Genomic DNA, 26083 nt, shown 5'->3' on the forward strand with positions numbered 1-26083 from the left:
CGGCCCCCCCGCGGGCCCCGCCGCACCTGACGCGGCGGGGCCCGCGGTGGTGTGCGCCCGGGCTGTCCCGCGGGGGCTGTTACGTTTCAGGCCGCGGGCCCGTCGCACGGGTGGGGGCACTTCCGGAGGAGGGTGGGCTCATGACGGGGCAAGGCCCGCGGGACCAGGCGCCCGGCCGCGCGGACGACATGCTCGCGGTCGCCTTCGAGGAGCAGCGGGCGCGGCTGACGTCGGTGGCGGTGCGCATGCTCGGGTCGCGGGCGGACGCCGAGGACGCCGTGCAGGAGGCGTGGCTGCGGCTCGCCCGGCAGCGGGAGGGGGCGATCGGCAACCTCCAGGCGTGGCTGACCACGGTCGTCAGCCGGGTGTGCATCGACATGCTGCGGTCGCGCCGGGTCCACCCGGAGGAGCCGTACGACGACCTGCCGGAGATCGAGGTGGCCGAGGCAGACGCGGAGGCGCCCGAGGAGGGCGCGGTGCTCGCCGACTCGGTCGGCCTCGCGCTGCTGGTCGTCCTGGACACCCTCACGCCGGCCGAGCGGCTCGCGTTCGTGCTGCACGACATGTTCGCGGTGCCGTTCGCGGAGGTCGGGCAGATCCTCGGCAAGTCGACGGACGCCGCGAAGATGCTGGCCAGCAGGGCACGCCGCAAGGTCCGGGGCACGCCCGGGCCCGCCGACGACCCGCGCCGGCAACGCGCGGTCGTCGACGCCTTCCTCGCCGCCGCCCGCGCCGGCGACTTCGACGCCCTCCTCCGCGTCCTCGCCCCCGACGTGACCTGGCGCTCCTACTCCGCCCGCGGCCTCACCGTCCGCCGCGGCGCCCCCGAGGTCGCCACCCGCGTCCAACGCGGCGTCCGCGCCGCCGTCACCACCCGCCCCGCCCTGATCAACGGCACCCCCGGCGTCATCGTCCAGGACCGCCGCGGCAAGGTCCTCGGCGTCATGTCCTGCACGATCGCCGATGGCCGCATCACCGAAGTCCTCTCCGTCAACGACCCGGCGCGCCTGGCGGAGCTGGGGCTGCCGGCGCTGCAGCCGCTGCGGGAGAGCTGATCGTCAGCGCGGCTGACGGTCAGGCGGGCTGAGCTTCAGGCGGGCGGGCGGGCCGGGTCGGGGCGGGGTGGGCGGCGGTGCCGTCAGGGGGCCTGAGCGTCAGCGCGCCTGACGGTCGGCGGGGCTGACCTGTCGGTGGGGTTGAGCGTTGGCGGGCCGGCCGCGGCTGGGCTGATCGTCGGCGATCCCGACCGTCAGCGCGGCTGACGGTCAGCGGCTCTGATCTGTCGGCGGGCCGGCCGCAGCTGGCCTGATCGTCAGGCGTCCTGATCATCGGCGGGCTGGCTGCAGCTGGTCTGATCGTCAGCTGGCCTGAGCGTCAGCGCCCCGGCCGCAGTTGGCCTGATCGTCAGCGGCCCTGATCGTCAGCCCGCCGGTCCCGTCAGCGCGCCGCCCTGGTCAGCGCGGCTGACAGTCAGTGCCCCTGATCGTCAGGCCGTCGTCCCCACGCCGAGACCAGCGGTGACGTCGCCAGGTCCATCCGGCCGGTCGCGATGTTCGCCAGGTGGTGGTCGATCTCCTCGTTCGTGGCGAGGCCCGCCGCGACGAGCCGGGTGCGGATCTGGCGTACGGTCGCGGCCTCCAGTGCTGTGCAGGCCGGCGAGGCGATGGGGAAGTAGGCGTCGGCCTCGACGTCGGCCAGGCCGGCCTCGCGCAGCAGCCGGGGGAGGGTGCGGCCGTAGGCCAGGTCGGCGCCGCGTTCGGCCATGAGGGTGCGGAAGCCGGTGCGCAGGCGGTTGGCCAGGCGTTGTTCGGGGCCGGACTCGTCGGGGCACAGCAGTGGTTGGAGGCCGGGGTCGGCGTCCTCCAGCAGCAGCCGGCCGCCCGGCCGCAGCGCCTGGACCATGTGCCGCAGCGCCGCCGCCCGGTCGGTCACGTGCACGAGCACCAGCCGGGCGTGCACCAGGTCGAACCCGCCCCCGCCCGGCGCCGGTTCGGCGCCCACGTCGTGCCGCAGCACCTCGACCGGGCCGCCGGCGGCCTCCCGCGTCCACGACACGTCGAGGTCGGTCGCGACCACCGTGCCGCCGGGGCCCACGCGTCGGGCCAGCCCCAGCGGCACGGACGGCCCGCCGGCGCCGACTTCCCACACCCGCATCCCGGGCGCGAGGCCGAGCCGGTCGATGTGCCGGAAGGTCACCGGGTCGAACAACTCGGCGAGCGCGCCGAACCGTTCGCCGGCCTCGGCCTGCCGGGTGTCCAGCAGGTAGCCCTTTTCCGCGTCACGCTCAGCCATCCGCCGATTCTGGCACCGCGGCGCCTTCCTCTCCATCGACCACATCCGCCACGACGCAACTGACGTTGTCCGGCCCGCCGGAGGCGTTCGCCAGGGCGACGAGGTCGCGAACCGCCTGCTCCGGGTGCGGAATCTGCGTCAGGGCGCGGCGGATCTCGGCGGTCGGCACGACGGCGGACAGCCCGTCCGAGCACAGCAGATACCGGTCACCGGGGCGGGCGTCCTGCAGCCGCAGCTCGGGCGTGGCGTCGGCGGCGCCGCCCAACGCGCGTACGAGCAGGGAGCGTTGGGGGTGCGAGGCGGCCTCCTCCGGTGTGAGGCGGCCCTCGTCGACGAGCGACTGGACGAGGGTGTGGTCGTGCGTGATCTGGAAGAGCCCGCCGTCACGCAGCAGATACGCCCGGGAGTCGCCGATGTGGACGAGGGCGAGCTGGGAGCCGGTCCAGAGCATGGCGGTCAGCGTGGTGCCGGCGTCCCCGGCGTCCCCGGCGTCCCCGGCGGACCCGGCGGACCCGGCACGTATGGCACCGTCCACGGCGTGCCGGGCACGTTCGACGGCCTCGGCGAGCGCCCCGAGCAAGCTCCCCGCGGGCTCCGCGTCCACCCCCTCCCGGAGCGCGCCGACGACCGCGGCGCTGGCCTGCGCCCCCGCGCCGCCGCAGCCGTCGGCGACGGCGAGCAGCCGGGCGTCGGCGTACGCGGTGTCCTGGTTGCTCGCCCGCACCCGGCCCCGGTCGGACAAGGCGGCGTAACGGATCCTCAGCGGCTTGTGAGCCTCGTTGACGGTCATGACGGAGCCCTCTCGTGACAAGTGGTCGACGAGGAAGGCGGCGAGGTCGCGTCGCGCGGCGGTCTCGGCCTCGACGCGGCGCCAGTACGCCCGCACCGCCCCGGCGGCCTCGGCGCCGTCCAGCGCGCAGACCTCCCGGATCCGGGCCAACGGCATCCCCAGCCGCCGCAACCACGCGACAAGCCGCGCCTGCTCCAACTGCCCGGCGTCGTAATACCGGTACCCGCTCACCGGATCCACCCGCGCCGGCACGAGCAGCCCGAGCCCGTCGTACAACCGCAGCGCCTTCTGCGACAGCCCCGCGGCCCGCGCGAACGCCCCGATCCCCAACACACCCCTCACCCCCTCCCTCGACCGGGCTCCCCGCCCGGCCCCACCGATGCTCCGGCTTCCCCCAGGGGCAAGGTCAACCACCCCCGCCCGGCCTTCCGGGACCGGGGCGGCGTCCCTTCAGTCCCGCGGGGCCCCCGGGTGGAGGACGCTTTCGGCGATGGAGCGGACCCGGTCGAGTGTGATGCCGGTGCGCTGCTCGACGGCCAGGGGGTGGGCGGTGGGTTCGAGTTCGACGAAGGGGCGTTCGCCGACCGGGCGGGTGTGGACGTTGGTCTTGAGATCGAGGGTGCTCCGGGGATAGGCGGGCAGCTCGGTGGAGAGCCAGCCGAAGTACGGCGGCTCGGTCTCGCGCCCGGGGGTCTCCCACAGCTCCGCCGCGCGGGCGAAGTGCGCGGGACTCAGGGACACCCAGACGCCCCACGAGAAGACAGCGTCGCTGCCGAGGACGGGTATCTCGATCAGCCCCTTGACGAAGTAGTGCTCCCCCTTGACGACGCACTGCTCCGAGGACAGCACGCAGTCCTCCGCGTCGGCGAACGCCGGATCCCACACGGCGGGCGCCGGGCTCGAACAGCCCATCGGCAACCCGTCATGCCATGCGCCACAGCAGGAGCAGGCGAATCCCGTTTCGTCGACCATGCCCGCGAGCGTATCCGCCGCCTCTGACAACGCCGGCAGGTGTGTTTGCCGGGAGCTAGCGGGGTGCTTGCAAAAGTTAGCGCGAGGGTGCACCCTCGTAGGTATGGCGTCACTGAGAGTCGGCAACGTCGGCGAGTATCTGCGTGAGCAGCGGCGCAGTGCGCAGCTCAGTCTGCGGCAACTGGCGGAGGCGGCCGGTGTGTCGAATCCGTATCTGAGCCAGATCGAGCGCGGGCTGCGGAAGCCTAGTGCGGAGATTCTCCAGCAGCTCGCCAAGGCGCTGCGCATCTCCGCCGAGACGCTGTACGTGCAGGCGGGGATGCTCGACGCGCGGGAGCGGGACGAGCTGGAGGTGCCGGCGGCGATCCTCACGGACCCGTCGATCAACGAGCGGCAGAAGCAGGTGCTGATCCAGATCTACGAGTCCTTCCGGAAGGAGAACGCCGCCGCCGGGGCAGGCGGGGCGGAGGCGGTGCCGGAGGCCGACGCCGCGGACAGCACAGGGGAAAACGACAGGACGCGCCGCACAGCGCGTGAGCACGACGCCGCGGCCGGCCCGGGGGCAGCCGCCGGCGCACGGGAGGAAGACGGGAAATGACCATCACCGACGACATCGTCAAGAGCCTGCGCAACCCGACCCCGCTCTACGCGGTGGCCGGCACGGCGGACCTCGCCGCGCAGAAGCTGCGCGAAGTGCCGAGCCTGATCGGGCGGCTGCGCGAGGAGGCGCCCGGGCACATCGAGAAGATCCGCGGCACCGACCCGAAGGCCGTGCAGGAGAAGGTCGCCACCGGCGCCAAGGACGCGCAGGCCCGGCTCACCGAGACCTACCGCGAGCTCGACCTGAAGGCCCTGCGCGAGCGCGCGGACTTCAAGAAGCTCGGCGAGTCCGTGCAGGACCTGGCGCTGCAGGGCGTCGGCCGGGCCACCGGTTACGCCGTCCGGGCGCGCGAGACGTACGACGAGCTCGCCGAGCGCGGCAAGGGCGCCGTCGCGAACTGGCGCGGCGAGGGCAACGGCGGCAGCGGCGAGGACGCCGAGCCCGCGAAGGGCGCGGGCATCCGGGAGATCAACTCCGCGGAGTCCAAGCCCAAGCCCACCCCGGCCCGCAAGAGCCCGGCGGCCCGCAAGTCCGCCGCGAAGAGCGCGACGCCCAAGGCCGCCACGCCGAAGTCCGCCGCCTCCAGGGCCGCGGAGTCGAAGGCCGCCGAGTCGGAGTCCGCCGGGCCCAAGTCCGCCGGCCCCGGCGCCACCGGTGCGAAGAGCGGCAAGTCCGCGGAATAGCCCGGGCGGGTGCAATCCGGCGGCGCGGCAGGTGATCGCGATACGTGCCCGCCGCCGCGGTACGGCCCCGCGCCGAGCGGGTAGGGGAGACCACATCCCCGGGGCCGGGCACGCATCGCGCGCCCGGCCCGTTGTACGGTCGCGGCCACTACCGTGGGAGGGGCCGCACGTGCCGTACGGGACCCCGTACGACGCGGACGGCAGACGGTGACGGTCATGGATGAAGGCGGGTGGACGGCGTGCTGGTCACAGGCTTCTTCGGGGTGATGGCCCTGGTCTCCTGGGCGCTCCTGCTCTTCGCGGTGTTCGCGTTCATCGACGCCGCCACGTACCGCGAGGACGCGTATCGCGCCGCGAGCAAGAACAAGAAGGGCTTCTGGCTGATCATCCTGGGGCTCGCCGCCGTGGTGATGAAGTTCTTCGCGCTCATCTCGTTCCTGCCGATCATCGGACTGATCGCCGTGATCGTGTACATGGTCGACGTACGGCCGGCGCTGCGCGAGGTCAGCGGGCGTGGCCGCGGCGGCCGGGGCATGCTCCGGGGGCGCTCCCGCAGCGGCGGCAGCAGCAGCGACGGGCCCTACGGGCCGTACAACGGCCGCCGCTGAGCCCTGCGCCGTCCGCGCGGCCCAAGCGCCCGGAGCTGAGCCGTACGGGCTGGGTCTGTGCACAGGGCTGAGCTTTACGGGCTGGGCTCGCGTACGGAGCTGTACGGGCTGGGCCCGCGCACGGAGCTGTACGGGTCGGGTCCGCGCAAGGCGCCGAGCCCCGACGCCCCGGCCCCGAGGGCGTAACCCCGCTACACCGCCGCCCGCTCCAGCAGCACCACAGCCACGTCGTCTGTCAGCTCACCCCCATTGAGCTCCCGCACCTCCGTCACCGCCGCGTCCAGCAGCGCGTCACCGTGCAGCCCCGTCGCCAGCAGCCGGCTCACCAGCCGGACCATCCCGTCCTGCTCCAGCCGCTGCGTGCCCTCGCCCACATGGCCCTCGATCAGGCCGTCCGTGTAGAGCATCAGCCGCCACTCGCCGTCCAGCGCGACCGGCACCCGCCGCCAGTCGGCCAGCTCGTCCGGCAGCAGCCCGAGCGCCGGGCCGACCTCCTCGTACGGCAGCGGCACCAGCGCGGGCGCCGCGTCGCTGCGGGCCAGCAGCGGGGCCGGGTGGCCGGCGAGGTAGAGGCCGGCGCTGCGGCCGTCGGGCGCGATGTCCAGCGTGGCCAGCGTCGCGAAGACCTCGTCGTCGGCCCGCTCGTGCACCAGCACCTGCTGGAGCGTCCGCAGCAGCCCCTCGCCCTCCAGCCCGGCGAAGGTCAGCGCGCGCCAGGCGATGCGCAGCTCGACGCCGAGGGCCGCCGCGTCCGGGCCGTGGCCGCAGACGTCGCCGATCATGGCGTGGACGACGCCGTCCCGGGTGCGGACGGTGTCGTAGAAGTCGCCGCCGAGCAGCGCGCGGCTGCGCCCGGGGCGGTAGTGCGCGGCGAAGCGCAGGCCGGCGCCCTCCAGCAGCGGGGTGGGCAGCAGGCCGCGCTCCAGCCGGCGGTTCTCCTGCGCCCGCAGCCGGGTCTCGGTGAGCTTGCGCAGCGCCAGGTCGGCGCGCTTGCGCTCCACCGCGTAGCGGACCGCGCGCGTGACGCCGGCGGCGTCCACGTCACCGCGGGCCAGGTGGTCCTGCGCCCCGATGCGTACCGCCTCCGCCGCGGTGCCGTCGTCGTCGCCGTCGGTCAGGACCAGCACCGCCGTGCCGGGCGCGACCCGCAGCACATGGCGCACGGCGTCCAGGACGTCGGGGAGGTCCAGCAGGATGCAGTGGACGTCGTCGGTGAGCAGCCGGCCCGCCGCGGTGAGGTTGCCGGCCCGCAGCACGCGCACGCGCGGGCCGCCGCCCTCCTGGAAGTAGGGCGCGGTGAAGGCGCCGGTCGGGTCGTCGCCGACGACCAGCAGGTTGATGCCGGCCGGGCCGTCCGCGGTGTCCTTGCGCTGCCGCGGCAGGTTCAGCGCGCCGCCCGCGGGCGCTCCCTCGGCGACCCCGGGGCCGGTCACGGCGGCGGGCGTGGCGGCCCCCGCGGCAGCAGCGGACCCGGCGGCGGATCGGGCGGCAGGGGCGGACGGGGCGGAAGAGGCCGGGCCCGCGGAAGCGGAACGCTCCGCCCCCGGATCGGTGGCCGTGGGCCGTTCGGTGCCGCGCCTGGCAGCGGACATCAAGCGACTCCTTTCCGGTCCCCTGAACGATTGACGGTCTTTCCTTTGCCTTGCTTTGCCATCCCCGGCCCCAGGAACCCTAGTGGCTGGACCGGACGCCACGGGAGGGGCAGTTGTAAACCGACAGTGTCATATGCGGTGGCCAGAGCGGGATTTCGCCCCTCATGTGGGGATCCGCACATGACGTACATCACGCGCCGTCACTGCAACCATGCTCCGCGACTGGCCCTTTCCCGGACCGGCGGGCGGTGGATAGGCGGTGCTTTACGGCGACGTGAGCGGGTTTGCGGCCAGCGGGTTGCTTTCCCCTCTTACGGGGTACGTGCGCCGCCTCACGCGGAGGAAGCGGGGCCCGGCTTCAGCGCCTCACGCGGAGGAAGCGGGGCCCGGCCGCAGCGCCTCCCATGCCACCGTCACCTCACCCTGCCGCCACCGCCCCGGCCCGTCCGTCACCGGCCAGCCCTCCGCGCGCAGCGCCCGTACCGCGGCGATCCACCGCTGCCGGGCGCCCAGCGCCGAAAGGGGCGAAGCCGCGGCCCATGCCCGGTCGAAGGCGGTGAGAAACGCGTGCACCGGTTCACCCGGTACATTGCGATGGATCAGCGCCTTCGGCAGCCGTTCGGCCAGGTCGGAGGGCCGCTCCAGTGAGCCGAGCCGGGTCGCGAAGGTCACCGTCCGCGGCCCCTCGGGCCCGAGCGCCACCCATACGTGCCGCCGCCCGATCTCGTCGCACGTCCCCTCCACCAGCAGCCCGCCCGGCGCAAGCCGCGCCATGAGCCGCGCCCACACCGCCGGCACGTCACCCTCCGCGTACTGCCGCAGTACGTTCGCCGCCCGGATCAGTACCGGCCGCCGCCCGCCCGGCAGCGGCACCTCGAAGCCGCCGCGTACGAACCCCAGGCCCTCGCGGGCGTACGGCAGGGCCGCCGCGACCCGCTCCGGGTCGATCTCGACGCCGACCACCTCCGCGTCCGGCCGCACCCGGCGCAGCCGCCCCAGCAGCTCCACGGCGGTCCAGGGCGCGGCCCCGTACCCGAGGTCCACGGCCAGCGGATCGGCGGCCCGGCGCAGCTCCACGCCGTGCGTCGCGGCGATCCAGCGGTCCATCCGGCGCAGCCGGTTCGGATTGGTCGTTCCCCTGGTCACCACCCCGACGGCCCGCATCCCACCCATATGCCGAGCGTAACCGCCCGATCGGGGGGTACGAGACGGGCGCGGCACGGGGAGCGCCGCGGGGGTGCGTACACCGATCCCAGAGCGGGGCCCGGCGGTTCCAGCGCGAGGCCCGGTCACGGCTGACGTCGAGCGATTTCATCACGCTTCGGCAAAGCCGGAAATGGAAGCCTTCCTTCCGGTGTTCCCCAATGGTTGAGCGCGGGGGTACGGCTGCCGGAGGGAATGAAGGTGACCCAGTACGCGTCCCGGTTCGGAGGGCTGCGCAGTGCCGCGGGTGCCGCTGCTGCGGCGTACCGTCCGCACCGGCGGCGGGGCGGCGGCCGGCGGGTGCGCCGGGTCGCGATGCTGAGCGTCCACACCTCGCCGCTGCACCAGCCCGGCACGGGCGACGCCGGCGGCATGAACGTGTACATCGTCGAGCTCGCCAAACGCCTGGCCGAGCGCGACATCGAGGTCGAGATCTTCACCCGCTCCACCACCGGCGCCCGCCGCCCCAGCGTGGAACTGGCCCCCGGCGTGCTCGTCCGGCACGTCGACGCGGGGCCGTACGAGGGGCTGTCCAAGGAGGAGCTGCCGGCGCAGCTGTGCGCCTTCACGCACGGCCTGATGCGGGCCTGGGCCGGGCAGCGCCCCGGGCACTACGACCTCGTCCACTCCCACTACTGGCTCTCCGGCCACGTCGGCTGGCTCGCCGCCGAACGCTGGGGCGTACCCCTGGTGCACGCCATGCACACCATGGCCAAGGTCAAGAACGCCGCGCTCGCCGAGAACGACTCGCCCGAGCCGGTCGCCCGGGTCATCGGCGAGACGCAGGTCGTCGCGGCGGCGGACCGGCTGATCGCCAACACCGAGGAGGAGGCCGGCGAGCTGGTACGGCACTACGCCGCACCGCCCGGCAAGGTCGCCGTCGTCCACCCCGGCGTCAACCTGGAGTGCTTCCGCCCCGAGCCGGGCCGTGCCGCCGCCCGCGCCCGGCTCGGGCTGCCGCAGGACGCGCTCATACCGCTCTTCGCCGGCCGCATACAGCCGCTCAAGGCCCCCGACGTGCTGCTGCGTGCGGTCGCGGTGCTGCTCGACGAGGACCCGGCGCTGCGCGACCGCCTCGTCGTCCCCGTCGTCGGCGGCCCCAGCGGCACGGGCCTGGCCAAGCCGGAGGCGCTGCACAAGCTCGCCGCCCGGCTCGGCGTGTCCGACGTCGTACGCTTCCAGCCGCCGGTGCGGCAGGACCTGCTCGCGGACTGGTACCGCGCCGCGACCGTGCTGGTCATGCCGTCGCACAGCGAGTCCTTCGGGCTGGTCGCGATCGAGGCGCAGGCGTGCGGCACGCCGGTCGTCGCGGCGGCGGTCGGCGGGCTGCCGGTCGCGGTCGCCGACGGCCGCACCGGCTTCCTCGTCCCCGGCCACGACCCGCACGACTACGCCCGCGTCCTGCGCCGCTTCGCCGACCACCCGCACCTGGCCGACGCCCTCGGCGAGGCCGCGGCCCGGCACGCGCGCTGCTTCGGCTGGGCGGCGTCCGCGGCGGACACCGCCGAGGTGTACGCGGCAGCGCAGTCCGAGCACCGGCTTCGCCTACGATCGGCGCATGGCTGAGCAGCACGGAACCGTTCCTTCCGGCCCTTCCGACGCCTCTGGCCCCTCCGGCCGCTCCGACGCCGTGAGCCCCTCCGACGCCGTGAGCCCCGCCGCGGCGGCGGCCGGCGAGGTCGTCGAGCGGGCGCTGCGCGAGTCCGAGCTGCCGTGGGAGTCGCCGCGCCCCGGCACGTACGTCACCCAACTGCCGGGCACGCGCAAGCTGTCCACCACCTGCCAGCTCATCGTCGGCCGGCACACGCTCTCCCTCAACGCCTTCGTCGTCCGCCGCCCCGACGAGAACCACGCGGCTTTCTACCGCTGGCTCCTGGAGCGCAACCTGCGCCTCTACGGCGTCGCCTTCGCCGTCGACGCCCACGGCGACGTCTACCTCACCGGCCGCTTCCCGCTCGCCTCCGTCACGCCGGAGGAGGTCGACCGGCTGCTCGGGGCGGTCGTCGAGAACGCGGACGGCTCGTTCAACACGCTGCTCGAACTGGGCTTCGCGTCGGCGATCCGGAAGGAGTACGCGTGGCGGGTCTCGCGGGGGGAGTCGACGCGGAATCTGGAGGCGTTCAGCCGGCTGACCGGTGAGGATGCGTAGCTCTCTGCTGCTCCCTCCAGTCTCCCGGGCTCCTGGGGCTTCCCTGGGGCGCGGGGGCGTGGCAGGGTCGGAGCCGTCGTACATCTGAACTGGGTTCAGGTATGTGAAGACGGTGAGGGGTGGCGAATGTGAGCGGCGGCGTCGAGGCGGGGGAGCAGCGCTCCGGGGCGGCGGGTTCGGCGGCGGGCTCGCCGGTGGGCGCCGAGGGTGCGGTGGGCCCGGCGGCGGGCGTCGGGGTCGCGGCGGGCGCTGAGGGCAGCGGGGGCGCGGCTCGGGCGGGGGAGGCGTCCCCCGAGGCCAACGCCCCCGCGGCGCCGGCGGCAAGCAGCCTCTGGGCGGAATTCCGCGCCGCCCCGTACACCCACCCCCAGATCCCGTACGTCGCCCACGCCGGATACGCCGGCGGCGCCCGTGACTTCCCCCGGCACCTCGTCCGGGCCAACGCCCTCGACCACGGCGCCACCCCCGACGGCAGCGCCGACTCCGCCCCGGCCATCAACCGCGCCCTGCGCGAGGTGGGCGAGTCCGGCGGCGGCACCGTCCTGCTGCCGCCGGGCACGTACCGTATCGACGACCTCATCCTCGTCGGCTGGGACCACACCACCCTGCGCGGCGCCGGCAGCGGCCTGACCACCCTGCACGCCACCGCGTCCCTCACCGACCTGGTCGGCCCGTACGGCAGCCGGTACGGCGGCGACAAGTCGTCCTGGTCGTGGGCGGGCGGCCTGGTGTGGATGTGCCCGGCCGAGCGGCACCGCGCGCTCACCGGCGCGATCCGCGAGCGCGCCTGGCCGTTCGAGGGCTGGACCGGCAACCGCCGCGAGGAGTTCACCGAGCTCGCCGCCGTCACGGGACTGTCGCGCCAGGGCGCCCGTACCGTCACCGTCGACGACCCCTCGCGGCTGCGCGCCGGCGACCGCGTCCTGCTCCAGTACGCCGACGACGCCGGCCACGCGCTGCTCGCCCACATCGCGGGGGACGTCGCGGGCGCGGCCACGTACGACTGGTCCGACAAGACGAAGCTGCTGTCGTACCTGCCCTACGAATGGCCCGCCCGGGTGACGGCGGTGGCCGGCGACCGGGTGACCTTCGACCGGCCGCTGCCGCTGGACACCCGGCCGGAGTTCCGGCCCCGGCTCACCACGCTGGTCACGCCGCTGGTCGGCGCGGGCGTGGAGGGCCTGACGATCCGCATGGAGCCCACCGCGCAGGGCCCGCACCTGCTGGACCGCGGCTGGAACGGGCTCGCGGCGCAGTGCACCTGGGACTGCTGGGTGGACGACGTGCACGCCGTCGACGTCGACAACGGCTTCCTCATGGTCGCCGCGAAGGCCACGACCTTCCGCCGGACGCGGATCTCGGGGCGCGGCTGCCACCACGGGTGGGTGTGCCGGGAGGGCTCGCACGACAACCTCGTCGAGGACTTCACCCTCGACGCCCGCACCGCCCCGGCGCCCGAGGGGACCCAGCTGCACGGCATCAACGCGGAGGGGCTGTCCTCGTACAACGTCTGGTCGCGCGGCCGGATGGCCATGGGCACCTTCGACACCCACCGCGGCATGCCCTTCGCCAACGTCCGCACGGAGATCACCCTCACGAACGACGGCCGACACGGCGGCGACCTCACCGCCGGCCCCCTCTACGGCGCCCGCTTCACCCACTGGAACGTCACCGTCCCCAACGCCCGCGCCGGCTGCGTCCGCCTCGACGACGTCGCCCCGCGCAGCGCGACAGTCGCCATCTCCGAGGTCCGCCCCTTCGCCCAGGTGGACACCCCCGACTTCCCCGGCGACCTCGCCTCCCGCCTGGAGCTCTACGGCTCCCCCGGGGCGGTGCGGCCCCGCAACTTGTACGAGGCCCAACGCGACCTCCTGCGGAGGGGCTGATCGTCAGGGCGACTGACGGTCAGTGCGGCTGATGGTCAGCACGTCCCGCCCGCCGACCCTCAGGCGGCCTGACGTTCAGCCGAGCTGCGGGGTGCGGGGTGCGGGTGCGGGCTGACGGTCGGCGCGGCTGATGCTCAGCCCGCCTGACGATCAGGGCCCCCGGAACCCGTCAGCCCGCCTGACGATCAGCTCGGCCGCATGGCCGGCGCTCAGCCCGATCGATGCTCAGCCCGATCGATGCTCAGCCGGACCGATGCTCAGCCCCGCTGACGATCAGCGTGCCCACCTCCGGGTACTCGTCAGCCCGCCTGACGATCAGGCCGGCGTCAGGTCCTGCCCCGCCGGCCGGGGCTCGGGGTCGGCCGGCGTCGGGAGGACGGACTCCATCGAGGCCACCGCCGACGTCGCCGGGCCGGCCGCGGACGGCCGCAGCAGCAGGTAATAGCCCACGGACGTGACCGTACCGAGCAGGGCGCAGCCCACCCACACGCTCGTACGGCCCAGGTACTGCAGCGTGAGGCCGCCCGCGAGGGGCCCGGCGAAGGCGGCGGCGGCCCAGGCCAGGGTGGAGACGCCCTGGTACCGGCCGCGGGCGTGCGCCGGGGCGAGTTCGGCGACGACCGACATCGAGGCCGGGGCGTGGATGATCTCGCCGATCGTCCAGATGGCGACCGTGACCGCGTACAGCGCGACCGTCGTCGCGAAGACCGTCAGCCCGATCCCCCACGACAGGACCAGGCACCCCGTGGCCAGCAGCATCGCGTTGCTGCGCGTCCGCAGCGCCCGGGTCACCGGGATCTGGAGCAGCACGATGACGACGCCGTTGATGCTCGCGATCATGCCGAACTGCTCCGAGCTGAGCCCGTGCTGCCCCATGTCGACGGCGAGCGTCGAGTTGGCCTGCTGCATGACCGCCGCGAAGAGGAAGATCAGCCCGGTGAGCGCCATGAACCGCCGGTCCCGGAGCACGTCCAGCAACGTGACCGCGGCGCCCTCCCCCGTGCCCCCGCCCGTACGGCCGGCACCACCCACCGGCCCCGGCCCCGGCGTCGGCTCCGGCCGGGACTCCGGCACCCGCGCGTACACGACCACCGCACACAGCACCGTCGCGAGCGCGTCCCCGAGGAACAGCCACAGATAGCCCTCCGCGGCGATGAAGCCGGCCATCGTCGCGGAGACGCCGAAGCCGATGTTGATGGCCCAGTAGTTGAGGGAGTACGCCCGGACGCGGTCCTTCGCGGGGACGAGGTCGGCGATCATCGCGGAGAGCGCGGGCCGCGAGGCGTTGCCGGTGAGCCCGACGAGCGCGGCGACCGCCGCGATGGTGACCGCCCCGTCCGCGAAGCCGAGCAGCGCGGTGGTCGCGGCGGCCCCGAGCTGCGAGGCGAGCATGGTCGTACGCCGCCCGACCCGGTCGGCCAGCACCCCGCCGAGCACGGCACCGCCCGCGCCGCCGAGCCCGAACAACGCGGCGACCAGGCCCGCGTACGCCGCGGAGTAGCCGCGGTCGACGGTCAGGTACAGCGCCAGGAAGGTCACGACGAAGCCGCCGAGCCGGTTGACCAGTGTGCTGGTCCACAGCCACCAGAACTGCCGCGGCAGGCCGCCCGTCGTCTCGCGTACCGCTCGGCTGATGGCCGTCACGGGTGCTCCCTGAGTCTCTTGTAAGAGGCGATGATGCTCGGCGCAGCTTACAGAGGGCGGTCGCGAGCCGCCACGGCATTTCTCCTAGACTCGATGCCATGGCTGCTGCTGCGTACAAGCTGATCCTGCTCCGCCACGGCGAGAGCGAATGGAACGCGAAGAACCTGTTCACCGGCTGGGTGGACGTCAACCTCAACGACAAGGGCGAGAAGGAGGCCGTCCGCGGCGGCGAGCTGCTGGCCGACGCCGGCCTGCTCCCCGACGTGGTGCACACCTCGCTCCAGAAGCGCGCCATCCGCACCGCCCAGCTCGCCCTCGAAGCCGCCGACCGCCTCTGGATCCCGGTCAAGCGCAGCTGGCGCCTCAACGAGCGCCACTACGGCGCCCTCCAGGGCAAGGACAAGGCCCAGACCCTCGCCGAGTTCGGCGAGGAGCAGTTCATGCTCTGGCGCCGCTCCTACGACACCCCGCCGCCGCCCCTGGAGGACGGCACCGAGTTCTCCCAGAGCGACGACCCGCGCTACGCGACCATCCCCCCGGAGCTCCGCCCCCGCACGGAGTGCCTCAAGGACGTCGTCCACCGCATGCTCCCGTACTGGTACGACGCGATCGTCCCCGACCTCCTCACCGGCCGCACCGTCCTCGTCGCCGCCCACGGCAACTCCCTGCGCGCCCTGGTCAAGCACCTCGACCACATCTCCGACGCGGACATCGCCGCCCTCAACATCCCCACCGGCATCCCCCTCGTCTACGACCTCGACCCCGACTTCCACCCCGTGACCCCCGGCGGCCGTTACCTCGACCCCGAGGCGGCGGCAGCAGCGATCGAGGCCGTGAAGAACCAGGGCAAGAAGTAACTCCTCCCCCGCCGCCAAGCCCCCGACCTCCGCGTTTCCCCGCGGAGCGGGGGCTTTCCGGTGCGGCTCTGGGGCGCCGGGCGCCATGCGCTGGCTGCATGACGGGGTTGGTCGTGGCGGCAGGGGAGGGGGCGGCGGTCGCGGTCGGCGATGGTGGGCGCGGCTCTGTGCGGCGATGGGGGGGCCGGCGGTGGTCCTCACCTATGCGTGGGACCGGCTGATCGTCGACCCCCTACTGGGGGCCCGCCGACTTCACCGGGGTGCGCCGCCTTACGCCCCGTGTCCACGGCGTCCCCGCCGGCGCGGTAGCCGGCTGGATGGTCGTGCATGTGGAAGAGGAGCCATTCGAGCCGTTCCGCCGGGACTCCGAGAGACGTCGCCCACACGTGCGTGGAGCTGATGTACGTCGTGTACCGGGCGGGCCAGCGGTGCGTGCCGGCCGCCGTTTGTCGTGCCCGAGCCCCAGATCATGACGGCGACGAACAGATCGCGCAGGTCGTCGGGGCTGTCACTGGTACGGCGGCTGAGGTCGGACACGTCGTGCCGGCTGATGTCTCGGTCGCCCTCGCGCCCCGTCGTGGACGCGGTCCCGGCGTCGAGTACGTGCGCCGCGTCGTGCGGCTCCAGCCACGGGCGCCATGTGGCCGGGCGGAAGCGGACGGGACGCTGTTCGCAACTACCGTGCGCGGCAACGAGTTACGGCTGTTGGCGGTGGCTTTCCAGGGCGGGGGATGTCTTTGTCGCGACGAACTCCGTGATCTCGTACGTCGCCGCCTGGTTGCGGAAGAAGGGGTCCTGTGCCACGACGGCCTCGATGGCGGTGCGGTTGTCGGCCGTGGCGATGATGATGCCGCCGGTGCGGGGGACTTTGCGGCCGGAGGCGAGGAAGGTGCCGTCGGCGTAGTGGGCGTCGAGCCAGGCGACGTGGGACGGGAGGAGGGCGTCGATCTGGTCCAGCGGGGCGGTGTAGGTGATCGACAGGACGAACACGGCGTGCCTTCCTCCTTGTTGGAGTGCGTACGGGGGCCCGCGGGCGCGGGGGCGTTCGCAGTCTTGCACACCGCGGTGGGGCGGCGACCTGCGGATACGGGGCAACTAGCCTGCGGGCATGGCTATGCGACCTGAGGAGTTCTACGAGTACGCGCTCGCCGCCGCGGACGGCGAGGGGCGGTTGCCGCAAGCGCGGATGACGGGGTGGGACGTCAGCCCCTTCGAGCAGGACGGGTTGCGGGTCGCGCCGCTGCGGGCGCCGGTCGTGCCCGAGCCGGCGCGGCATGGGGAGGACCCGGCGGAGTGCGGGAGTTGCCGGGAGCGGGACGAGGGGATCTGGCGCGACGAGCGCTGGCGGCTCACCCGCATTTCCGGCGTCGGTGTGCCGCTGGTGCTGATGCTGCACCCGCGCGACCACTACGACTTGGCCGACCTGCCCGACGAACTCGCCGCCGAGCTGGGCGTGTTGACCGTCCACATCGCCCGGCACGTGCAGGCACTGCCGCATATCTCGCGCGCCCACGTCTACCGTATCGGCGACGGCGGTGCCCACCTGCACATCTGGTTCTTCGCCCGGCCCGAGGGCCAAACCCAGCTCTACGGCTCCTGGTTGCCGGTCTGGGACGACCTGCTCCCCGAATACCCGGCGGCCCTCGCGGACGCCGATGCCGCGCGAGTGGCGGACGCCCTGAGCGCTTCTTATGGCGGCCAAGTCGCCGACCTGAGCTGAAGCGCACGGCCGCCGGCACCTGAACGCCCCGCGCCCCCCGGCCTGGAAAGCGGCGGGGGGCGCGGCGATGGAAGGGCTCAGGCGGCGGGCGTCAGGGTTGCCGGCTCCGGGCGGGGGCGGGGGAGTTCGGGGTGGCCGAAGAGGAGGGCGTAGCCAGGGGGGAGGGCGGCGAGGATGCGGGCCAGGAGGTCGGGGCCGGCCGCGGAGGCCACCGTGGAGAGGACGGCTCCGGTGTCCCAGCGGGTCACCGCGGGGGAGCGGCCCGTACGGTCGGCGAGGTCCTTCACGAAGCCCCAGCCGGTGAGGGGTTCGGGCGCCGGGATCTGCGCGGCCAGCACGGCGGCGGCCTCGCGCGGGAGCCGGGCGGCGAGCTCGACCCGTTCCTCGCCGGTCAGTTGGCGGCCCAGCTGGGCCAGCACCGTGGCGACGACGGCCGCCGCCTTCTCGCGCGTCGGGTACGCCCCCTCGTAGCGCACCTTCTCCAGGAAGCCGTCGTACGTCGGTGCTGTCCGCCCTTGCGGACGCTTTTGCCGTTGCTGCCACTGCATCGTCGTGCTCTGCGCCTTTCTCGGGAGGAGCGGGAGGAGGGGGGAAGCCGGCCGGCCGGGCCGGGGGAGGGGGGAAGGAGGGGAGCGCGGCCGGCCGGAGAGGAGGGCGGGGGACTCAGCCGGCGATCTGCTTGCGGGAGTTGTCCCCACCGATCTGGATCTTGCGCGGCTTGGCGCGCTCCGCGATCGGGATGCGCAGCGTCAGGACGCCGGCCTCGTACTCCGCGCTGATGTGCTCCGTGTCGAGCGTGTCGGAGAGCTGCAGCTGGCGGGAGAAGACGCCGAGCGGGCGCTCGGAGAACTCCAGCTTGGCGTTGTCGCCCTGCTTGGTGGGCCGGCGCTCGGCCTTGACGGTCAGCATCGTGCGCTCGACGTCGATGTCGATCGCGTCCGGGTCGACGCCCGGGAGATCGAAGGCCACGACGTACGTGTCGCCGTCGCGGTACGCGTCCATCGGCATCGCGGTGGGACGCGACCACGTACCGGGGCGGAGCAACTGCTCGGCCAGTCGGTCGAGTTCGCGGAAGGGGTCGGTGCGCATCAGCATGGTCGAACACCTCCGAATCTCTGGTCAGTAGGTGCTGTGCGATTGACCTGACTCCGTTGTAGCATGTCGTCCAGACGATGACAAGTGAGAGCGTCATCGAATGGATGACATCTCGGAGCGAATGAGTGAGGGAGGACGACGCGATGGCGGGTGAGGACGCGACACCGCCGTACGGCCCCGTCCGGCCGGACCCGGCCACCTTCCTGGCCGCCGCGGCGGCCCTGCGGGACATCGAGGCGGCGCTGCGGGAGGCCGGCAGCGGCGGCTCCGACGCGGGGCAGGGCGTCGGGCGCGAGGAGGCGCTGGCCTCGCTGCTCCTGCTGCGTGAGGTCCGCGAGCAGCTCGCCGGCTGGGAGCCCGGCCTCATCGAGACCGCCCGCGCCGCCGGCGCCAGCTGGGCCGACCTCGCCGCACCCCTGGGTGTCGCCAGCCGGCAGGCCGCCGAACGCCGCTACCTGCGGCTGCGCCCCGGCGACGAGGGCACGACCGGCGAGCAGCGGGTGCGCGCCACCCGCGACAGCCGGGCCGCCGACCGCAGCGTCAGCGCGTGGGCGCGCGACAACGCGGGCGAACTGCGGCTGCTCGCCGGGGAGATCGCCGCCCTCACCGACCTGCCGCCCGCCGCCCGGCCCAGCCTCGGCGACCTGCGCGACGCCCTCGCGCACGACGACGCCTCCCGCCTCGTCGCCCCGCTCGCCGCGACCGCGCCGCACCTCGCCCCGGCCCACCCGGCGCTCGCCGCCCGCGTCGACACCCTCACCCGCCGCACGGACGCGCTGCGTACGAGCACGACGAGCCGCCGCCGTACGTCCTGAGCCGTACGCCAGGGGGCCCGTCTGCGAGCCGGCCCGTCCGCCGGCCCGTACGCCGCAGGGTCCGCCCGTACGCCGGCCCGTACGCCCCGGGGCGCACGCACCCGTGCGCCTGGCGACGCCCGGGCCCCGCGCCGCCCTACCCCGGCTGCCCCTCCCGGGCCGCTTCGAGGGAGGCCCGCAGCGTCGCCAGCGTCTCGGCCGTACGTGCCAGGTCCGCGGGGGTGACGGCCGAGGTCAGGGCGGTGAGCTCGCGCTCGATCGTGGGGCGGGCGGTCGCGAGCAGGGCGGCGCCCTCGGGCGTGAGGGTGAGGACGGAGGAGCGGCGGTCCTCGGGGTGCGCGGTGCGCACGCACCAGCCCGCGGCCACCAGGCGGTCCACCGCCTTGCTGACGGCGCCCACGGTGATCGCGACCTCGTGGGCGATGTCGAGCACCCGGCAGCCCGGGGTCCGGTCGATGATCGCCATGAACTCGAACTGGCCGAGGCTCAGGCCGTGTTGCTCGCGCAGCCGGGCGCTCAGCGCGTTGAAGAGCCGGGTCTCGACGCGGACGAGGTCGTTGAAGACGGCGGTGATGGGGGTGACGGGGGTCACACGTCCTCCGGTGCATTCCCAGGAATCATCTTCCGGGGAATCTGGTTGGGGCTGGCAGTCGGATGGATTCCTGGGAATCCATCTTCGCACCCGAGCCACGGAGTCCCACCATGACCAGCAAGCCCATGACCAGCAAGCCCGCCACCAGCCCTGCGGCCCCCACCGCCCCCACCGCCCCCGCCGCCAGCCCCGCCCCCGAGACCCCGCACCCCACCCCCGACGACCAGCGCCGCGCCTTCGCCGAGGCCGTCGGCCGCCCCGCCCCCGCGGGCGTCACCACCCGCCGCACCCACCTCGGCGGCCGTCCCGCCCTGGAGCTCACCCCCGAGGGCGCAAGCGAGACCGCCCGGCTGCTCTACCTCCACGGCGGCGGCTACGTCATCGGCTCCCCCGACACCCACGCCGGCATCGTCGGCGAACTCGCCCGCCGGGCCGGCCTGCGCGCGCTCTCGCTCGACTACCGGCTCGCCCCCGAGCACCCCTTCCCCGCCGCCGTCGACGACGGCCTCGCCGCCTACCGCGCCCTCCTCGACGCCGGTACGGACCCCGCGCGGCTCGTGCTGGCCGGCGACTCCGCCGGCGCCGGCCTCGCCGTCGCCACCCTGCTCGCCGCCCGCGCGGCCGGGCTCCCGCAGCCGGCCGCCGCCGCGCTCTTCTCGCCCTTCACCGACCTCACCCTCAGCGGCGAGAGCATCCGCACCAAGGAGGCCGTCGACCCCATCTTCACCGCCGACGCCCTGCGCGCATACGCCGACCTCTACGCCGGCGCCGGCGACCGCGCCCACCCCCTGGCCAGCCCGCTGTTCGCCGACCTCACGGGCCTTCCCCCGCTGCTCGTCCAGGTCGGCACCCACGAGGTCCTCCTCGACGACGCCACCCGCCTCGCCGCCCGCGCCTCCGCCGCCGACATCGACGTCACCCTCGACGTCCACGCCGGCCTCTCCCACGTCTTCCAGAACCGCTACGACACCCTCCCCGAAGCCGCCGCCGCCCTCACCGCCGCGGCCCGCTTCCTCACCGCCCACCTCCGCACCGCCCACCTCCGCACCGCCCACCTCCGCACCGCCTGACCCCGGAGCTGGCCGGAAAGGGGGTTCTGATCACACGAACCCGCCCGTAAGGTGAAAGGTGAGAAACCGTCAGAAGTCCGGGGGGGCACACGATGGGTTCACCGAACACCGATATCCACGCGCCGAAGGTCAAGCAGGCCGGCGACGATCTTTCCGCGGCGGCGCGCACCGCCCGCAAACAGGTGCAGCACTCGCTCGACAGCAGCGACACCGTCAACGCCGGCCACGCGGGCGGCGGTTGGAGCAGCGCCAAGGAGCTCGCGGACTGCGCGCACGCCTGGGAGAACCATGTCATCGACCTGGTCGGCGAGATGGAGACCCTGGGCGAGGACCTGCGCAACAGCTCCATCGACTACTTCACCGAGGACTACTTCGTCGAGGGCCTGCTGCTCGGCCTCGGCGACATCGGCGGTGAGTGAACGTGGTGACGTACGCGGGGCTGCGGGACGCCCGCCCCGAGCAGTGGAAGGAAGCCGCCGACGACTTCGCGGCGCTCGCGACGTACGTCAACCAGGCGTCCGTCGACCTGCGCGGCGACACCGGCGCGAAGGTCGACGAGCACTGGGCCGACGACACCGGCAAGCAGGCCTCGGCGCGGCTGTACGCGCTCGCCGGCAAGCTCGACTCGGCGTACGACCTGCTCTACGCCGTGAAGATGGTGCTCGAAGGCATGCACACCACCGTCCAGACCGCCCAGAGCACCTTGAACGAAGCGCTCCACCTCGCGAGCGAATACGGCATCGACCTCGACGACCAGGGCCGGCCGACCGGCCAGGAGACCCAATACCAGGTCGTCGCCGAGATCGCCGCCCTCCACAGCCAGGCCCTGCGCCAGGCCACCGACGCCGACAACGCCGCCCGCGCGGAACTGGCGAAGCTGCGCGCCGCGGTCGGCGTCACCGACCCCGGCAAGGCGCTCACCCTCCAGGGCGAGGCGTCGCACATCGAGATGAACGCCTTCGCCGGCATGATCCCCGCCGGCCAGGACCCGGCCACCGTCGCCCTGTGGTGGAGCGGCCTGACGCCGCAGGAGCAGCACGATTTGATGCTCGCCGAGCCGGTGCAGCTCACGAAGCTGGACGGGATCCCGGAGAGCGCGAAGGCGCAGATGCGCGGCACGGACGGGAAGTTCGACCGGACGAAGATGGTCGACTACGCCCTGCAGAACTGGAACACCAAGGACCCCACCCACTTCGACAACAACTGCACCAACTTCGTGTCGGAGGCGCTCCTGCACGCCGGGATGCAGCGCAAGATGGGCTTCTGGTCGGGGGTGAAGGGCGGCGACGACTGGGGCAAGGAGTCCGGCACCGGCTGGGACCTGCTCGACACGCACCTCTACTTCTCCGACAGCTGGGCCGGCGCGGAGGCGCAGCAGAACTTCATGCTCAAGCACGGCGGGGAGGAGGTGCCGCGCAGCCAGGCGCGGCCCGGCGACATCATCTACTACGAGCAGCAGGCCGCCGGCTCCTCGAACGACCCCGGGCAGACCCACCACGCCGCCATCGTGACGGCCGTCATGCCGGACGGCGAGATCAAGTACACGCAGCACACCGACTCGTACCAGAACGTCAGCCTGCAGGGGCGGCTGCCGCACGAGACGGAGGCGGAGGGGCAGCAGAACGTCCGTATCGTCCGCCCCCACCCCGACTGGTACTGAGCGGGGAGCAGGACGAGCCCGCCGAACGACCGCCGCTCACGACGTAAGGCCAGAACGCATGGACGAGACGGCTCTCCGCCGTACCGAGAACGACAGCCCCGCCGTACTCCCCTCCCGCGCCTGGCGCCGGGCCGCGCTGGGGGTTCCGCTGCTCGCGGTGGCGGCCTGCGTGTTCTTCGCCCTGTGCATCCCGGTGTCGGACGGGCGGACGGACCGTATGTCCACGGAGTGCCGCTGGCTTCCGCTGTCGTGGGACTACTGGCTGTTCGGTTACGGCGGGCTCGCCGCGGCGGTCGGCGCGGTCGCGCTGCACATCGGGCTGCGGCGGTACGCGCGGGCCCGCGGCTGGCTGCACCCGACGTGGCAGCGGGGCCTCGCGGACTCCTTCGCCGTCCTGGGCTGGCTGGCCGTGCTGCTCACGGCGGTGGCGGCGGTCCTCACCACCTCCGAGCAGTCCGACTACGCCGCCCACCACGACGAGCCCGTCTGCGAGGGCATGGCCTTCCCGGGCGCTGTCCCCGGAGCCGCCCCCGGCCGGTAGGCGGCCCGCGGCTCCGGCGGCAGCGTCAGTGCGGCAGCGTCAGTCGGGCAGCGTCAGTGGGTGCAGCCGCTGCACTGGCAGGGGCCGCCGGACTGGCAGCCGCATCCGCAGCCGGAGCCGCAGCCGCACGCGGCGACCAGGGGGAGTGGGGGACGCAGCGGGTCCGCGGCGTCGAAGGCGGGCTCGTCGCGTACGGGTGTGGGCGTGGGGGTCTCCGGCATCAGTGCACCCTCCTCAGGCTTGCCTGCCCACCAGTGAACGCCCCCGCCTCGCTGCGCATCAAGGGCGCACAAGGGCGTGCCGCCCACCGGCGCACCACCCGCACGCCCCCCACCACCCCGTACGCCCCCGGGCGGGGTTACGCCGTCTCGACGTCCGTCGGGAGCGGGGAGAGCTCGTCGACGTGCTCGCCGGTCACCAGGTAGACCACGCGCTTGGCCACCGACACCGCGTGGTCGGCGAACCGCTCGTAGTAGCGGCCGACGAGGGTGACGTCGACGGCCGTCTCGATGCCGTGCCGCCAGCGGTCGTCGAGCAGGTGCTGGAAGAGCGTGCGGTGCAGCTCGTCCATGCGGTCGTCGTCCGCTTCGAGCTGGAGCGCGTCGTCGATGTCCTTGGTGATGATGACCTCGGCGGCCTTGGCCATCAGCCGCTGCGCGAGCTGGCCCATCTCCAGGATGGTGCTGTGCAGGTCGCCGGGGACGGCCGAGGCGGGGAAGCGCAGCCGGGCGAGCTTGGCGACATGCCGGGCGAGGTCGCCGGAGCGCTCCAGGTCCGCGCTCATGCGCAGGCTCGTGACGACGATCCGCAGGTCGGTGGCGACCGGCTGCTGCCGGGCCAGCAGGGTGATCGCCCGGGTCTCCAGCTCCCGCTGGAGGTCGTCCACCTTCTCGTCGGCCGCTATGACGCTCTCGGCGACGTTGAGGTCCGCGTCGAGCAGCGCGGTCGTGGCGCGCCCGATCGCGGAGCCGACGAGCCGGGCCATCTCGACGAGTCCGTCACCGATGGAGTCGAGCTCCTCGTGGTATGCGTCCCGCATCGCGCGTTCCTTCCGTTCCTTCGGGGCCGCTGGGGCCCCGGGGGCAAATCCCTTTGGGTAAATTTGTGATGTTATGCACACAGGCCCGCACAGAGCCGTCGCCTCTACGCTGCCACGCTCGTGCCCATCGGCGTACCGGCCGCGCACCCGGAGTGAATCACCCCCTACGTGGAGGTGAACTCTTGGCAACGGGCGACCGAGAGCTCTTCCTCGGGGGTGTGGAGCGCTTGCGCGGTCCACCTAACCTGGAGCCATGGACGTGAACGCGGCAGTCGCCGCAGCCAGTGCGATCGCCGGTCTGCTGACCGGCGCGATCGCCGTGCTCGCGTTCCGCTGGAGCGAGCGGGAACAGGCCCGCCCCACCCGTACCGCGCTGCACACGGAGGCCGTGCTTCCGCCCGGCGTGGACACGGTGCTGTCCGTGCTGCGCTCCTCGGCCGTCGTCCTGGACGAGGGCGACACCGTGGTCAAGGCCAGCTCGGCGGCGTACGCCCTCGGGCTGGTGCGCGGCGGCCGGCTGGCCGTCGACCAGATGCTGCAGATGGCGCGCGAGACGCGCCGCGACGGCGAGATACGCCAGGTGGAACTCGACCTCCCGCGCCGCGGTGCGGGCCGGGGGGAGGGCCTCGCGGTCTCCGCCCGGGTGGCACCGCTGGGCTCGCGCCTGGTGCTGCTGCTGGTCGAGGACCTCACCGAGGCCCGGCGGATCGAGGCGGTCCGGCGGGACTTCGTGGCCAACGTCAGCCATGAGCTCAAGACCCCGGTCGGGGCGCTCTCGCTGCTGTCGGAGGCCGTGATGGACGCCTCGGACGACCCCGAGGCGGTGCTCCGCTTCGCCGGCCGTATGCAGGTCGAGGCCACCCGGCTGACCAGCCTGGTCCAGGAGATCATCGACCTCTCCCGGGTCCAGGACGACAACCTGCTGGACGACGCGGAACCCGTGGCCGTCGACGACCTGGTCGCCGAGGCCGTGGACCGCTGCCGCCACCAGGCCAACACCAAGCAGATCACCATGGCCACCGGAACCACCCCCGACCTGTTCATCTGGGGCAACCGGGGCCAGCTCGCGGCAGCGCTCGGCAACCTCGTCGAGAACGCCGTCAACTACAGCCCGGCCCGTACCCGGGTCGGCATCGCAGGCCGCCGCATCCCTGCTGGGGGTACCTCCCGTGCCGCAGGCTACGGGGGAGGCGGCGATCTCATCGAGATCTCCGTCACCGACCAGGGCATCGGCATCTCCGAGAAGGACCGCGAACGGGTCTTCGAGCGCTTCTACCGGGTCGACCCGGCGCGCTCGCGGGCCACCGGCGGCACCGGGCTCGGTTTGTCCATCGTCAAACACGTCGCCGCCACCCACGGCGGCGAGGTCACCGTGTGGAGCGTCGAAGGCCAGGGCTCCACCTTCACACTGCGGCTTCCCGAGGCCGGGATCGCCCGCGACCGAGCGCTCCCGCCCGGCACCGACCTGGATGCCGAGGCGGACGCAGAGCCGGCCGACGAGCCGTCGGACGAACAGCTCTTCCAGACCCTCCCCGAACACATCCCCGCCCCGGAGGTCCTTCCGTGACCCGCGTACTCGTCGTCGAGGACGAAGAGTCCTTCAGCGACGCGCTGTCGTACATGCTCCGCAAGGAGGGTTTCGAGGTCGCCATATCCGCGACCGGGCCCGACGCGCTGGACGAGTTCGAGCGCAACGGCGCCGACCTGGTACTGCTCGACCTCATGCTGCCGGGGCTGCCCGGCACCGAGGTCTGCCGCCAGCTGCGGCTGAAGTCCAATGTCCCGGTGATCATGGTCACCGCCAAGGACAGCGAGATCGACAAGGTCGTCGGCCTGGAGATAGGCGCCGACGACTATGTGACCAAGCCCTTCTCCTCGCGCGAGCTGGTCGCCCGCATCCGCGCGGTGCTGCGCCGCCGCGGCGAGCCCGAGGAGATCTCGCCGGCCGCCCTGGAGGCGGGCCCGGTGCGGATGGACGTCGACCGGCACGTGGTGACGGTCGGCGGCGGCAAGGTGGACCTGCCGCTCAAGGAGTTCGACCTGCTGGAGATGCTGCTGCGCAACGCGGGCCGGGTGCTGACCCGTATGCAGCTCATCGACCGGGTCTGGGGCGCGGACTACGTCGGCGACACCAAGACCCTCGACGTCCACGTCAAGCGGCTGCGCGCCAAGATCGAGCCCGACCCGGGCGCACCGCGCTACCTGGTGACGGTCCGCGGGCTGGGCTACAAGTTCGAGCCGTAAGCCTTACGCCGTACGTCTGACGGAAGGGGC

29 protein-coding genes are annotated in these 26083 nt (G+C 73.5%); 16 read left to right on the top strand and 13 right to left on the bottom strand.

All coding sequences use genetic code 11. The features are described from left to right. The first annotated feature begins 140 nt into the window (after positions 1-140). A complete protein-coding gene (locus HCN08_RS27155; RefSeq protein ID WP_167985895.1) occupies positions 141-1055 on the top strand; it encodes a sigma-70 family RNA polymerase sigma factor in 915 nt (304 codons plus the stop codon). Positions 1056-1470: 415 nt separating this feature from the next. On the opposite strand, the gene HCN08_RS27160 is transcribed toward HCN08_RS27155, so the two are convergent. The 3 genes from HCN08_RS27160 to HCN08_RS27170 all read right to left on the bottom strand — a co-directional run bounded on the left by HCN08_RS27160 (position 1471) and on the right by HCN08_RS27170 (position 3994). After that, complete coding sequence (locus HCN08_RS27160; protein WP_167985896.1) at positions 1471-2292, bottom strand: methyltransferase domain-containing protein; 822 nt, start codon at positions 2290-2292, stop codon at positions 1471-1473. Continuing rightward, complete coding sequence (locus HCN08_RS27165; RefSeq protein ID WP_322974706.1) at positions 2285-3424, bottom strand: MerR family transcriptional regulator; 1140 nt, start codon at positions 3422-3424, stop codon at positions 2285-2287. The genes HCN08_RS27160 and HCN08_RS27165 overlap by 8 nt, the downstream gene beginning before the upstream one ends. Before the next feature lie 108 nt (positions 3425-3532). Then, a complete protein-coding gene (locus HCN08_RS27170) occupies positions 3533-3994 on the bottom strand; it encodes a DUF2199 domain-containing protein (protein WP_240970494.1) in 462 nt (153 codons plus the stop codon). Between the two features lie 163 nt (positions 3995-4157). Between HCN08_RS27170 and HCN08_RS27175 the strand changes: the two genes are divergently transcribed. From HCN08_RS27175 to HCN08_RS27185, 3 genes are all read left to right on the top strand, one after another. After that, the gene (locus HCN08_RS27175; protein WP_167985898.1) at positions 4158-4652 is read left to right on the top strand and encodes a helix-turn-helix domain-containing protein; all 495 of its coding nucleotides are present in this window, start codon (positions 4158-4160) and stop codon (positions 4650-4652) included. Continuing rightward, positions 4649-5338, top strand: a complete 690-nt coding sequence (locus tag HCN08_RS27180) for a hypothetical protein (RefSeq protein WP_167985899.1) — start codon at positions 4649-4651, stop codon at positions 5336-5338. The genes HCN08_RS27175 and HCN08_RS27180 overlap by 4 nt, the downstream gene beginning before the upstream one ends. Positions 5339-5604: 266 nt before the next feature. Then, the gene (locus HCN08_RS27185) at positions 5605-5946 is read left to right on the top strand and encodes a DUF2516 family protein (RefSeq protein WP_167985954.1); all 342 of its coding nucleotides are present in this window, start codon (positions 5605-5607) and stop codon (positions 5944-5946) included. Between the two features lie 191 nt (positions 5947-6137). Here HCN08_RS27185 and HCN08_RS27190 read toward each other — a convergent pair whose 3' ends face one another. Further along, positions 6138-7538, bottom strand: a complete 1401-nt coding sequence (locus tag HCN08_RS27190; protein WP_167985900.1) for a PP2C family protein-serine/threonine phosphatase — start codon at positions 7536-7538, stop codon at positions 6138-6140. Positions 7539-7904: 366 nt separating this feature from the next. Beyond that, positions 7905-8711: a class I SAM-dependent methyltransferase gene (locus tag HCN08_RS27195; protein ID WP_206319293.1), complete on the bottom strand. Its 807-nt coding sequence runs from the start codon at positions 8709-8711 to the stop codon at positions 7905-7907. A 231-nt stretch (positions 8712-8942) separates the two neighbouring features. Between HCN08_RS27195 and mshA the strand changes: the two genes are divergently transcribed. The 3 genes from mshA to HCN08_RS27210 all read left to right on the top strand — a co-directional run bounded on the left by mshA (position 8943) and on the right by HCN08_RS27210 (position 12776). Further along, the gene (gene mshA, locus HCN08_RS27200; protein WP_167985901.1) at positions 8943-10307 is read left to right on the top strand and encodes a D-inositol-3-phosphate glycosyltransferase; all 1365 of its coding nucleotides are present in this window, start codon (positions 8943-8945) and stop codon (positions 10305-10307) included. A 64-nt stretch (positions 10308-10371) separates the two neighbouring features. Then, a complete protein-coding gene (locus HCN08_RS27205) occupies positions 10372-10890 on the top strand; it encodes a YbjN domain-containing protein (RefSeq protein ID WP_407648895.1) in 519 nt (172 codons plus the stop codon). A gap of 128 nt (positions 10891-11018) precedes the next feature. Then, positions 11019-12776 (top strand): glycosyl hydrolase family 28-related protein, encoded by a 1758-nt coding sequence (locus HCN08_RS27210; RefSeq protein ID WP_407648896.1) that lies wholly within the window; start codon positions 11019-11021, stop codon positions 12774-12776. Between the two features lie 315 nt (positions 12777-13091). On the opposite strand, the gene HCN08_RS27215 is transcribed toward HCN08_RS27210, so the two are convergent. Next, positions 13092-14420, bottom strand: a complete 1329-nt coding sequence (locus HCN08_RS27215; protein ID WP_167985903.1) for an MDR family MFS transporter — start codon at positions 14418-14420, stop codon at positions 13092-13094. Between the two features lie 98 nt (positions 14421-14518). Here HCN08_RS27215 and HCN08_RS27220 point away from each other — a divergent pair, with 98 nt between their 5' ends. After that, on the top strand, positions 14519-15277 hold the full coding sequence (locus HCN08_RS27220) for a phosphoglyceromutase (protein WP_167985904.1): 759 nt from the start codon (positions 14519-14521) through the stop codon (positions 15275-15277). A gap of 270 nt (positions 15278-15547) precedes the next feature. On the opposite strand, the gene HCN08_RS36745 is transcribed toward HCN08_RS27220, so the two are convergent. Together HCN08_RS36745 and HCN08_RS27225 are read right to left on the bottom strand one after the other, a co-directional pair. Beyond that, positions 15548-15904 (bottom strand): 8-oxoguanine DNA glycosylase OGG fold protein, encoded by a 357-nt coding sequence (locus HCN08_RS36745; RefSeq protein ID WP_322974711.1) that lies wholly within the window; start codon positions 15902-15904, stop codon positions 15548-15550. 69 nt (positions 15905-15973) lie between these two features. Continuing rightward, a complete protein-coding gene (locus HCN08_RS27225; protein WP_167985905.1) occupies positions 15974-16267 on the bottom strand; it encodes a YciI family protein in 294 nt (97 codons plus the stop codon). A 118-nt stretch (positions 16268-16385) separates the two neighbouring features. On the opposite strand from HCN08_RS27225, the gene HCN08_RS27230 reads away from it, so the two are divergent. Further along, positions 16386-16997 (top strand): hypothetical protein, encoded by a 612-nt coding sequence (locus HCN08_RS27230; RefSeq protein WP_167985906.1) that lies wholly within the window; start codon positions 16386-16388, stop codon positions 16995-16997. Between the two features lie 77 nt (positions 16998-17074). On the opposite strand, the gene HCN08_RS27235 is transcribed toward HCN08_RS27230, so the two are convergent. Then, positions 17075-17545: a DUF2267 domain-containing protein gene (locus HCN08_RS27235; RefSeq protein WP_167985907.1), complete on the bottom strand. Its 471-nt coding sequence runs from the start codon at positions 17543-17545 to the stop codon at positions 17075-17077. Positions 17546-17660: 115 nt separating this feature from the next. Then, on the bottom strand, positions 17661-18092 hold the full coding sequence (locus tag HCN08_RS27240) for an Hsp20/alpha crystallin family protein (protein WP_167985908.1): 432 nt from the start codon (positions 18090-18092) through the stop codon (positions 17661-17663). A gap of 143 nt (positions 18093-18235) precedes the next feature. On the opposite strand from HCN08_RS27240, the gene HCN08_RS27245 reads away from it, so the two are divergent. Next, positions 18236-18907, top strand: a complete 672-nt coding sequence (locus tag HCN08_RS27245; RefSeq protein WP_167985957.1) for a type III effector protein — start codon at positions 18236-18238, stop codon at positions 18905-18907. Positions 18908-19043: 136 nt separating this feature from the next. On the opposite strand, the gene HCN08_RS27250 is transcribed toward HCN08_RS27245, so the two are convergent. Then, the gene (locus HCN08_RS27250; RefSeq protein WP_167985909.1) at positions 19044-19499 is read right to left on the bottom strand and encodes a MarR family winged helix-turn-helix transcriptional regulator; all 456 of its coding nucleotides are present in this window, start codon (positions 19497-19499) and stop codon (positions 19044-19046) included. Positions 19500-19609: 110 nt separating this feature from the next. Between HCN08_RS27250 and HCN08_RS27255 the strand changes: the two genes are divergently transcribed. From HCN08_RS27255 to HCN08_RS27270, 4 genes are all read left to right on the top strand, one after another. Then, on the top strand, positions 19610-20569 hold the full coding sequence (locus tag HCN08_RS27255; RefSeq protein ID WP_240970487.1) for an alpha/beta hydrolase: 960 nt from the start codon (positions 19610-19612) through the stop codon (positions 20567-20569). A 92-nt stretch (positions 20570-20661) separates the two neighbouring features. Next, complete coding sequence (locus HCN08_RS27260; RefSeq protein WP_167985910.1) at positions 20662-20988, top strand: hypothetical protein; 327 nt, start codon at positions 20662-20664, stop codon at positions 20986-20988. Continuing rightward, positions 20985-22229, top strand: coding sequence for an amidase domain-containing protein (locus tag HCN08_RS36750; RefSeq protein ID WP_167985911.1), 1245 nt, complete (start codon positions 20985-20987; stop codon positions 22227-22229). The genes HCN08_RS27260 and HCN08_RS36750 overlap by 4 nt, the downstream gene beginning before the upstream one ends. Before the next feature lie 58 nt (positions 22230-22287). Next, on the top strand, positions 22288-22770 hold the full coding sequence (locus tag HCN08_RS27270) for a hypothetical protein (RefSeq protein WP_167985912.1): 483 nt from the start codon (positions 22288-22290) through the stop codon (positions 22768-22770). A gap of 53 nt (positions 22771-22823) precedes the next feature. Here HCN08_RS27270 and HCN08_RS27275 read toward each other — a convergent pair whose 3' ends face one another. After that, complete coding sequence (locus HCN08_RS27275) at positions 22824-22991, bottom strand: hypothetical protein (protein ID WP_167985913.1); 168 nt, start codon at positions 22989-22991, stop codon at positions 22824-22826. A 137-nt stretch (positions 22992-23128) separates the two neighbouring features. Then, positions 23129-23809 carry a phosphate signaling complex protein PhoU gene (gene phoU, locus HCN08_RS27280; protein ID WP_167985914.1) on the bottom strand — a complete coding sequence of 227 codons (681 nt, stop codon included), beginning with the start codon at positions 23807-23809 and terminating at the stop codon, positions 23129-23131. Between the two features lie 253 nt (positions 23810-24062). Here phoU and HCN08_RS27285 point away from each other — a divergent pair, with 253 nt between their 5' ends. Continuing rightward, positions 24063-25376: a sensor histidine kinase gene (locus tag HCN08_RS27285; protein ID WP_167985915.1), complete on the top strand. Its 1314-nt coding sequence runs from the start codon at positions 24063-24065 to the stop codon at positions 25374-25376. Continuing rightward, on the top strand, positions 25373-26053 hold the full coding sequence (locus HCN08_RS27290; protein ID WP_031525271.1) for a response regulator transcription factor: 681 nt from the start codon (positions 25373-25375) through the stop codon (positions 26051-26053). The genes HCN08_RS27285 and HCN08_RS27290 overlap by 4 nt, the downstream gene beginning before the upstream one ends. Positions 26054-26083: the final 30 nt, after the last annotated feature.

It is taken from the genome of Actinacidiphila epipremni (assembly GCF_012034175.1).
Classification (GTDB): domain Bacteria; phylum Actinomycetota; class Actinomycetes; order Streptomycetales; family Streptomycetaceae; genus Actinacidiphila; species Actinacidiphila epipremni.

What these genes read in the sequence shown, in the direction of transcription:
- HCN08_RS27195 (WP_206319293.1), bottom strand. Translation starts at nt 8,711, where the DNA reads ATGGGTGGGATGCGGGCCGTCGGGGTGGTGACCAGGGGAACGACCAAT.
- HCN08_RS27285 (WP_167985915.1), top strand. Translation starts at nt 24,063, where the DNA reads ATGGACGTGAACGCGGCAGTCGCCGCAGCCAGTGCGATCGCCGGTCTG.
- HCN08_RS27275 (WP_167985913.1), bottom strand. Translation starts at nt 22,991, where the DNA reads ATGCCGGAGACCCCCACGCCCACACCCGTACGCGACGAGCCCGCCTTC.
- HCN08_RS27155 (WP_167985895.1), top strand. Translation starts at nt 141, where the DNA reads ATGACGGGGCAAGGCCCGCGGGACCAGGCGCCCGGCCGCGCGGACGAC.
- HCN08_RS27270 (WP_167985912.1), top strand. Translation starts at nt 22,288, where the DNA reads ATGGACGAGACGGCTCTCCGCCGTACCGAGAACGACAGCCCCGCCGTA.
- HCN08_RS27180 (WP_167985899.1), top strand. Translation starts at nt 4,649, where the DNA reads ATGACCATCACCGACGACATCGTCAAGAGCCTGCGCAACCCGACCCCG.
- HCN08_RS27230 (WP_167985906.1), top strand. Translation starts at nt 16,386, where the DNA reads ATGGCTATGCGACCTGAGGAGTTCTACGAGTACGCGCTCGCCGCCGCG.
- HCN08_RS27235 (WP_167985907.1), bottom strand. Translation starts at nt 17,545, where the DNA reads ATGCAGTGGCAGCAACGGCAAAAGCGTCCGCAAGGGCGGACAGCACCG.
- HCN08_RS27260 (WP_167985910.1), top strand. Translation starts at nt 20,662, where the DNA reads ATGGGTTCACCGAACACCGATATCCACGCGCCGAAGGTCAAGCAGGCC.
- HCN08_RS27245 (WP_167985957.1), top strand. Translation starts at nt 18,236, where the DNA reads ATGGCGGGTGAGGACGCGACACCGCCGTACGGCCCCGTCCGGCCGGAC.
- phoU (WP_167985914.1), bottom strand. Translation starts at nt 23,809, where the DNA reads ATGCGGGACGCATACCACGAGGAGCTCGACTCCATCGGTGACGGACTC.
- HCN08_RS27185 (WP_167985954.1), top strand. Translation starts at nt 5,605, where the DNA reads ATGGCCCTGGTCTCCTGGGCGCTCCTGCTCTTCGCGGTGTTCGCGTTC.
- HCN08_RS27170 (WP_240970494.1), bottom strand. Translation starts at nt 3,994, where the DNA reads ATGGGCTGTTCGAGCCCGGCGCCCGCCGTGTGGGATCCGGCGTTCGCC.
- HCN08_RS27175 (WP_167985898.1), top strand. Translation starts at nt 4,158, where the DNA reads ATGGCGTCACTGAGAGTCGGCAACGTCGGCGAGTATCTGCGTGAGCAG.
- HCN08_RS27160 (WP_167985896.1), bottom strand. Translation starts at nt 2,292, where the DNA reads ATGGCTGAGCGTGACGCGGAAAAGGGCTACCTGCTGGACACCCGGCAG.
- HCN08_RS27190 (WP_167985900.1), bottom strand. Translation starts at nt 7,538, where the DNA reads ATGTCCGCTGCCAGGCGCGGCACCGAACGGCCCACGGCCACCGATCCG.
- HCN08_RS27220 (WP_167985904.1), top strand. Translation starts at nt 14,519, where the DNA reads ATGGCTGCTGCTGCGTACAAGCTGATCCTGCTCCGCCACGGCGAGAGC.
- HCN08_RS27255 (WP_240970487.1), top strand. Translation starts at nt 19,610, where the DNA reads ATGACCAGCAAGCCCATGACCAGCAAGCCCGCCACCAGCCCTGCGGCC.
- HCN08_RS27240 (WP_167985908.1), bottom strand. Translation starts at nt 18,092, where the DNA reads ATGCTGATGCGCACCGACCCCTTCCGCGAACTCGACCGACTGGCCGAG.